A 6,780-nucleotide genomic window follows, 5' to 3' on the forward strand; every position below is an offset into this window, starting at 1 on the left:
CCGCGCGCCGCCGCGTTCTATCATGACAGCATCCCCCTGCCGCGAGCCTGTCATGCCGCCACAGCCCCCACCCCACTGGCACCAACTGGATAGCCAGGCCGTACTCACCCACTGCCACAGTCACCACGACGGCCTGAGCGCCGAAGAAGCCGCCAGCCGGCTGGCCCGCTACGGCGCCAACGCCCTGCCGCAGCCGCAGCGCAAGAACCTGCTGCAGCGCTTTGTGCTGCAATTCCACAACCTGCTGATCTACGTGCTGCTGGCGGCGGCGGCCATCACCGCCGTGCTGGGCGACTGGGTGGATACCAGCGTGATCGTGGCGGTGACCGTGATCAACGCCGTGATCGGCGCGCTGCAGGAAGGTCGCGCCGAAAGCGCGCTGGCGGCGATCCGCAACATGCTGGCCCCGGGCGCCATCGTGCTACGCGGTGGCGAGCGCCACGCGGTGGAGGCCGACCGGCTGGTGCCCGGCGACATCGTGCTGCTGCAAAGCGGCGACAAGGTGCCAGCCGATCTGCGGCTGCTGGACACCCGCTCGCTGCGCATCGACGAAGCCGCGCTTACCGGCGAATCGGTGCCGGTGGACAAACACAGCGCCCCGCTGCCGGCCGACACCGAGCTGGCCGAACGCAGCAATATGGCCTATGCCGGCACCCTGGTGAGCTTTGGCCAGGCGCATGCCGTGGTGGTCGCCACCGGCAGCGATACCGAGCTGGGACGCATCAATGCCATGCTCGGCAGCGTGCCGGCGCAGCAGACGCCGCTCAGCCGCGAGCTGGCGCGCTTTGCCCGCCAGCTCACCGCCGTCATCGTGGCGGTGGCGCTGGCCACCATCACGCTGGGCATTGTGTGGCGCGGCTACCCGTGGCAGGCGATGTTCATGGCCGGCGTCGGCCTGGCGGTGGCGGCCATTCCCGAAGGGTTGCCGGCCATCGTCACCATCACCCTGGCCATCGGCGTGGAGCGCATGGCCCGCCAGCGCGCCATCATGCGCAAGCTGCCGGCGGTGGAAACGCTGGGCTCGGTGACGGTGATCTGCTCCGACAAAACCGGCACCCTGACCCGCAACGAAATGACCGCCAGCCACGTGCAGCTGCGCGATGGTCTGCTGCAGGTCAGCGGCAGCGGCTACGCGCCGGAAGGCGGGCTGTTCCGCCACGGCCAGCCGCAACAGTACGGCAGCCACGCCGGGCTGGATGCGCTGCTGCAGGCCGCCGCACTGTGCAACGACGCCCGGCTGCAGGCCGTGGCCGCCGACTGGCACCTGCTGGGCGACCCCACCGAGGGCGCGCTGCTGACGCTGGCACTCAAGGCCCAGCTGCCGCTGGACGAGCTGCAGCAGCGGCTGCCGCGGCGCGATGCCATTCCATTCGAATCGGAACACCGCTTCATGGCCACCCTGCATCACGACCACAATGGCCAGCGGCTGATCCTGCTCAAGGGCGCGCCGGAGGTGGTGCTGGCGCGCGTCAGCCACGAGCTGGCCGCCGGCGGCGTGCAGGCGGCCAACCTGCCGTGGTGGCAGCAGCAGGCCGCCCGCCTGGCCGGCGATGGCGGCCGGGTGCTGGCGCTGGCCAGCCGGCAACAGCCGCACAGCGGCTGCGAGCTGACCTTCGACGACGTGGCCGGCGGGCTGACGCTGCTGGGGCTGGTGGCGCTGCTCGACCCGCCGCGCGACGAAGCCAAGCAGGCGGTGGCGATGTGCCGCGCTGCCGGCATCCGCGTCAAGATGATCACCGGCGACCATGCCGCCACCGCCGCCGCCATCGGCCGCCAGCTGGGCATTGGCGATGGCCGCGCGCTGAACGGCCACGAAATCGACGCGCTGGACGATGCCGCGCTGGCGGCCGCGGTGCAGCAGGTGGACGTGTTCGCCCGCGCCAGCCCGGAGCACAAGCTGCGGCTGATTGCGGCACTGAAGCGCCATGGCGAGGTGGTGGCCATGACCGGCGATGGCGTCAACGACGCGCCGGCGCTGAAGCAGGCCGATGTCGGCGTCGCCATGGGCGGCAAGGGCACCGAGGCGGCCAAGGAGGCGGCCGAAATGGTGATCAGCGACGACAACTTCGCCACCCTGGTCAGCGCGGTGCGCGAGGGCCGCACCGTGTACGACAACCTGAAAAAAGCCATCCTGTTCATCCTGCCCACCAATGTCGGCCAGGCGCTGATCATCATCGCCGCCATCCTGTTCGGCGTGGCGCTGCCGATCAGCCCGGTGCAGATCCTGTGGGTGAACATGGTGTCGGCGGTGACCCTGGCGCTGGCATTCGCCTTCGAGCCCACCGAGCGCGGCGTAATGCGCCGCCCGCCGCGCCCGCCCGGCGCGCAGCTGATCGACCGCCTGTTCCTGTGGCGGCTGGTCTTCGTCGGCCTGCTGATGGTGGTGCTGCCGTTCGCGCTGTACCTGCAGCTGCTGAGCCAGGGCGCCGGCCACCCGCTGGCCAGCACCATGGCGGTCAACAGCATGGTCGCGATCGAGATCGCCTACCTGTTCAACAGCCGGCGGCGCCACGCCAGCGCCTGGCGTCGCGACACCCTGCTGGGCAACCCGGTGGCGTTTGGCAGCGTGCTGTTGCTGATCGTGCTGCAACTGGCGTTCAGCTACCTGCCGTGGCTGCAGGCGCTGTTCGGCACTGCCGCACCGAGCGGCCACCACTGGCTGCTGGCCGCGGCCAGCGGCGTGCTGGCGTTTGTGCTGATCGAAGTGGAGAAAGCGCTGCTGCGTCCGCGCTGAGTGCGGCCAACGTTGGCCGCAGCCCCGCCGTTACGCCAGCACGCTCAATCCGGGCAGGGTGGCAAAGCTCTGTTCGCGCACGGTGTCGAGAAAATCCTGCATATAGCCCAGCTGCGCATCGTCGCTGCGCAGCGCGGCATACAGCTCGCTCTGCAAGCCGGCGGCGCCGATGCGGGCAGTGGCCACATAGCCGCGGTCCAGATACGGCTGCACCGCCCAGTACGGCAGCGCCGCCACGCCGCGGCGACTGGCCACCAGCTGGATGATGGCGATGGTCAGCTCCGAGGTGCGCCGCGCCGGATTCACCCCGGCCGGCTTCAGCACCTTGCGCACCAGGTCCAGCATTGCATCCGGCACCGGGTACTGGATCAGCGTCTCGACGGCGAAATCCTCGGCCTGCCACACCGACTTGCCGGCCAGCGGATGGTCATTGGCCATGATCACCACCATCTCGTAGGCGAACAGCGGCTGGTAGCTGATGCCGTCCAGCGGCTCGGCCTCCGAGGTGATCGCCAGGTCGGCGCGCCGCGTCAGCAGCAGCCCCACCGGGTCGGTATGAAAGCCGGACACGATGTCCAGCTCCACCGCCGGCCAATGGCGGCGGAAGCCATCCATCGCCGGCATCAGCCAGTCGAAGCAGGTGTGGCATTCCACCGCGATGCGCAGCTCGCCGGCCTCGCCCTCACGCAGGCGGGCGATGTCGCGCTCGGCGGCGGCGAGGTGCGCGCCGACTTCACGCGCCAGCGTCAGCAGCCGTTCACCGGCCGGGGTAAAGCGCAGCGGCTGGGTCTTGCGCTCGAACAGCGGCAAGCCGTAGTGCGCTTCCAGCGCCTTCAGCTGGTGCGACAGCGCGGACTGGGTGAGGAATACCCGCTTGGCCGCCTGCGACACGCTGCCGGTTTCCGCCAGCGCCAGCAGGGTTTTAAGATGGCGCAGTTCCAACAGGCTTTGTTGCATGAATAAACCTCATGTTCATCTATAAAATAATGAAATTGCCTCATGATTGTAGATGCCGCATGCTGAATGCACAATTTTAATCAGCCAAGGCATTCCACATGAGCCACATTCATCTTTTGGGTTTCCCCCGCATCGGCGCCAAGCGCGAACTGAAATTCCTGGTCGAAAAATTCTGGAAGCACGAAATCGACGACGCCGCGCTGCAAGCCGGCGCCCGCGAGCTGCGGCAGAAGCACTGGCTGCTGCAAAAAGGCGCCGGCCTCGACATCAGCCCGGTGGGCGACTTCTCGCTGTACGACCAGGTACTGGACGCGCAGGTGCTGGTGGGCGCCATCCCGCGCCGCTTTGGCTTCGATGCGGCCAATCTTTCCAGCGCGCAGTACTTCCAACTGGCACGCGGCAACCAGAGCCAGCCCGCGCTGGAGATGACCAAGTGGTTCGATAGCAATTACCACTACCTGGTGCCGGAATGGCATGCCGATACCGCCTTTGCGGCCAACCCGGCGCCGCTGCTGGCGCAGATTGCCGAGGCCCGCGCGCTGGGTATCAATACCAAGCCGGTGCTGATCGGCCCGTTGACCCTGCTGTGGCTGGGCAAGGCCAAGCAGGCCGGGCTGGAGCGTCTCAGCCTGCTGCCGGCGCTGCTGGATGCCTATCGCGAGCTGCTGGCCACGCTGCATGCCGCCGGTGTGGAGTGGGTACAGATCGACGAACCGATCCTGGCGCTGGATCTGCCGGCCGACTGGCTGCAGGCGTTTGCCCCCACCTACGCTACCCTGGCCGCCAGCCCGCTGCACTTGCTGCTGGCCACCTATTTCGGCGATGTCTCCGCCCATGCCGCACTGCTGAAAGCGCTGCCGGTGGCCGGTCTGCACCTGGACCTGGTGCGCGCCCCGCAGCAGTTGTCGGCATTCACCCAAGGTTGGCCGCAGGACAAGGTGCTGTCCGCCGGCCTGATCGATGGCCGCAACATCTGGCGCGCCGATCTGGACGCGGTGCTGCAGCAGGCCGAAGCGCTGCGCGCCCAATTGGGCGACAAGCTGTGGCTGGCGCCCAGCTGCTCGCTGCTGCACAGCCCGTTCGATCTGGCACAGGAAATCAAGCTGGATGTCGACCTGAAGAGCTGGCTGGCGTTCGCGGTACAAAAAGTGAACGAACTGAAGCTGCTCAAGCGTGGCCTGCAGCAAGGCCGCGACAGCATCGGCAATGAACTGGCCGCCAGCAACTTTGCCCGCGAACAGCGCCGCAGCAACCCGCGCATCCACCGCGCCGACGTGGCCCAGCGCCTGGCCGCGCTGCCGGCCGGCAGCGACCAGCGCGCCAGCAGCTACGCAGTGCGTGCCGAGGTACAGGCCAGCTGGCTCAAGCTGCCGCTGCTGCCCACCACCACCATCGGCTCTTTCCCGCAAACCGGCGAGATCCGCGCTGCCCGCGCCGCCTTCAAGCGCGGCGAGATCGATGCGGCCAACTATGAAGCGGCGATGAAGGCGGAGATCGAACTGGTGATCCGCAAGCAGGAGGCACTGGACATCGACGTGCTGGTACACGGCGAAGCGGAACGCAACGATATGGTGGAATACTTCGGCGAGCAGCTGGACGGCTTCGCCTTCACCGAATACGGCTGGGTGCAGAGCTACGGCAGCCGCTGCGTGAAACCGCCGCTCATCTACGGCGACGTGGCACGCCCTCAGCCGATGACCGTCAGCTGGGCGATGTATGCGCAGAGCCTGACCCCGCGTCCGGTGAAAGGCATGCTCACCGGCCCGGTAACCATCCTGCAGTGGAGCTTTGTACGCAACGACCTGCCGCGCAGCGCGGTGTGCCGCCAGATCGCGCTGGCCATCAACGATGAGGTGCTGGATCTGGAAAACGCCGGCATCAAGGTGATCCAGATCGACGAGCCGGCTGTGCGCGAGGGCCTGCCGCTCAAGCGCGGCGACTGGGATGCCTACCTGGCCTGGGCCGGCGAAGCATTCCGCCTGTCCTGCGCCGGCGTGGACGACAGCACCCAGATCCACACCCATATGTGCTATTCCGAGTTCGGCGACATCCTGCCGGCGATCGCCGCGCTGGATGCCGACGTGATCACCATCGAGACCTCGCGTTCCGACATGGAGCTGCTGCGCGACTTCGGCAGCTTCCACTACCCGAACGAGATCGGCCCCGGCGTGTACGACATCCACAGCCCGCGCATTCCGGCGGAGCACGAACTGGAAAACCTGCTGGCCAAGGCATTGGATGTGATTCCGGCCCGCCGTCTGTGGGTGAACCCGGACTGCGGCCTGAAAACCCGCGGCTGGCCGGAGGTGGAAGCCGCGCTGCAAAGCATGGTCAACGTCACCAAGCGCCTGCGCCAGCAACTGACGCCCACCGCCTGACAGCGCCGCTGAACTGAAGCAGCCACACGCCCGTCTGCCCCGCGCAGGCGGGCGTTTTCGCATCGGCATCGGCGCGGTAAAATCCGGGCCGGACTTTTTACCGGAGCAGGTAACAGCATGAGCACGGAACTGCACATCGAAGACATCGTGGTTGGCGACGGCAAGGCCGTAATCAAGGGCGCACTGATCACCACCCAGTACAGCGGCTATCTGGAAGACGGCACCAAATTCGACTCCTCCTACGACCGCGGCAAGCCGTTCCAGTGCGTGATCGGCACCGGCCGCGTGATCAAGGGCTGGGACCTCGGCCTGATCGGCATGCAGGTCGGCGGCAAGCGCAAGCTGTTCGTGCCGGCGCATCTGGCCTACGGCGACCGCCAGATCGGCGCCCACATCAAGCCGCACAGCAACCTGATCTTCGAGATCGAACTGCTGGAAGTGCTGACCCGCGACGATTGAGGCCACCCGCTGCGGGCAGCAGCAGGTGCATGTAAAAAGCCCGCAACTGCGGGCTTTTTACATGGCGGTGGCAGAGGCGACAGAGTCGGCCGCATCAGTACAGGCCCGACCGGCGCCACAAACAACAAAGCCCGCGAATGCGGGCTTTATGGTTGGTTCGGTGCGGGTGCGGCCCACGTTGGCCGCAGCAGGCGTGTCAGGGACCGGGGTGAGGCGGCGGTCCGGGTGGGGCCTGCCTCACCCACGCACCAA

At 67.5% G+C, this 6,780-nt stretch carries 4 protein-coding genes; 3 read left to right on the top strand and 1 reads right to left on the bottom strand.

The features are described 5' to 3' along the window. The first annotated feature begins 52 nt into the window (after window positions 1-52). A complete protein-coding gene (locus tag ABNW52_RS15930; RefSeq protein WP_349589896.1) occupies window positions 53-2,734 on the top strand; it encodes a cation-translocating P-type ATPase in 2,682 nt (893 codons plus the stop codon). Between the two features lie 30 nt (window positions 2,735-2,764). On the opposite strand, the gene ABNW52_RS15935 is transcribed toward ABNW52_RS15930, so the two are convergent. Then, window positions 2,765-3,691 (bottom strand): LysR family transcriptional regulator, encoded by a 927-nt coding sequence (locus tag ABNW52_RS15935; RefSeq protein WP_349589898.1) that lies wholly within the window; start codon window positions 3,689-3,691, stop codon window positions 2,765-2,767. A 98-nt stretch (window positions 3,692-3,789) separates the two neighbouring features. Here ABNW52_RS15935 and metE point away from each other — a divergent pair, with 98 nt between their 5' ends. Then, entirely contained in the window at window positions 3,790-6,069 is a 2,280-nt protein-coding gene (gene metE, locus ABNW52_RS15940; RefSeq protein ID WP_349589901.1) for a 5-methyltetrahydropteroyltriglutamate--homocysteine S-methyltransferase, read from the top strand. A 117-nt stretch (window positions 6,070-6,186) separates the two neighbouring features. Beyond that, a complete protein-coding gene (locus tag ABNW52_RS15945; RefSeq protein ID WP_349589903.1) occupies window positions 6,187-6,528 on the top strand; it encodes an FKBP-type peptidyl-prolyl cis-trans isomerase in 342 nt (113 codons plus the stop codon). Window positions 6,529-6,780: the final 252 nt, after the last annotated feature.

This window comes from Vogesella oryzagri (genome assembly GCF_040148885.1).
Classification (GTDB): domain Bacteria; phylum Pseudomonadota; class Gammaproteobacteria; order Burkholderiales; family Chromobacteriaceae; genus Vogesella; species Vogesella oryzagri.

Excerpts from the sequence above, each read along its gene's own strand:
- metE (WP_349589901.1), top strand. The coding sequence starts at position 3,790 with ATGAGCCACATTCATCTTTTGGGTTTCCCCCGCATCGGCGCCAAGCGC.
- ABNW52_RS15930 (WP_349589896.1), top strand. The coding sequence starts at position 53 with ATGCCGCCACAGCCCCCACCCCACTGGCACCAACTGGATAGCCAGGCC.
- ABNW52_RS15935 (WP_349589898.1), bottom strand. The coding sequence starts at position 3,691 with ATGCAACAAAGCCTGTTGGAACTGCGCCATCTTAAAACCCTGCTGGCG.
- ABNW52_RS15945 (WP_349589903.1), top strand. The coding sequence starts at position 6,187 with ATGAGCACGGAACTGCACATCGAAGACATCGTGGTTGGCGACGGCAAG.